We start from the raw sequence: 1,478 nt of genomic DNA on the forward strand, positions 1-1,478 counted from the left end.
GCTTAATTTGACACCAATGAACATTGTTGTGCCCTTACGAATAATAATTTGCCGGGCATGATATCAGTTAGAATTCTCGAATCTATGCAGAAAGTCTAATGTTAGATTAAACCTTCTCTTTAGCTGGCGTTGCAATACCGCGCTTAACTAAACTCGCTTCAAGTTCCTTAATGAATCTTAAGTCTTCCTCCAATAGAGGCTGGCTTTCACTAGAAGAAAAGTCCTTACTTACAGAAGGATTTTTCTCAAGGAAAGCAAATGCTTGCCGAAACTGACGCGGATTTGCTTGAATTAGCGAGTCAAAGTGACAGGGAATAATCTGCTGAAAATCCCAGCTTGCAACTTTATCAGCCCAATTGAGGACTTGTCTTGGTGCTTGGGGAAGAATCAGAATTTGCAGAATCGGTGCGACAAATGGTCGCCCCTGACCTCGTAGAGCATCGAATGCTTGCTTCCAGGTTTCTCGCCAGCGAAAAGGAAATAAACCAAAGTACGTTTTTAGCGATCGCTGTGGTGCTTTGAGAGCATCACGAAACATTTGTCCCATTGCAATAACTTCCAGTGCGCTTGGACGAAAGTAAAGCGCGAACAATGAAATGCGTTGCCATCCCTTGCGGCGGTTGTCTTCATTGTCCTCAAGCGTCTCTAAGGCATTATCCCTTGCATGAAATAGTAAGGGATAAGGATCTAATTGTGTGATTTCTGGAGGGTCAACCGGAACAGAAAGTATAGAATCAGTTAGAAGCAGAGTGCGCGATCGCTTGTGAAACACTGCAACTTCTACAAAAGATCCTCGTCCCAAGTTCATGTCCAATATTGCATAGTCAAATTCCACAGCGAAGGGAGCAAGGCTTGAGTCCTCTGGGAGTTCTTGAGTTCGTTTTTGGGGAAAGCCTAGCCAACTAAGCGGCAGGTTGAACGGGAAACTCCACTGGTGCGGGGCAACAAAGACTTGTGCTTGAGGAAAGCGGCGAGAAAAGGGGCCAACGAAGACTTTATGCTCCAGACCAGAACTGGTTGGTAGTAAGATGTACTTAACTTCACCGTGCTTTGCTACCAACTCATTAACTAAGTGGATACACTCTGTTGTTGGCGCAACAGGTGCATAGACCAGAAGTCCTCCGGCTGCGAGTTTGACGATAGTCATGCGAATCGGCACGATGGTGTAGAGAATGCCATGAAGCTGATCGAATGTCCAGATAGTGTCAACAACTATTTCCTGGCGGAGTGTCCGGCGCTTGCCGTAGGGGTAGAGTGGGACAGCAGCCCAGAATGGCCATGACCAATCTTTGGGGTCGCTCAAAGGGTACATCCCTTGCTCTTGTAGTTCTAACCTCGACTTAGATCCTTGTGAGTTCATCGTCGTTTCATTGTCCTGGCGTGGGCCAGTTGTGAGAGTTCTGTAGTTGCTACAAGATTGATATAGCATCTTATAGCGGTTCTCGTTTACATGAGTACACCCGTAAGGGCACGGCACT

Annotated in this window: 1 protein-coding gene; it reads right to left on the minus strand. The window is 46.3% G+C overall.

Features of this window, described 5'->3' with window-relative positions; translation table 11 throughout:
- Nucleotides 1–106 precede the first annotated feature (106 nt).
- Nucleotides 107–1,360, minus strand: a complete 1,254-nt coding sequence (locus VB732_RS30170) for a DUF4336 domain-containing protein (protein ID WP_323234540.1) — start codon at nt 1,358–1,360, stop codon at nt 107–109.
- Between the last annotated feature and the right edge of the window lie 118 nt (nt 1,361–1,478).

Origin of the sequence: Nostoc sp. UHCC 0252, from assembly GCF_034931145.1 — a bacterium.
Taxonomy (GTDB): domain Bacteria; phylum Cyanobacteriota; class Cyanobacteriia; order Cyanobacteriales; family Nostocaceae; genus Nostoc.

Bases quoted from the DNA above. Each gene is read 5' to 3' on its own strand.
- VB732_RS30170 (WP_323234540.1), bottom strand. From the start codon at position 1,360: ATGAACTCACAAGGATCTAAGTCGAGGTTAGAACTACAAGAGCAAGGG.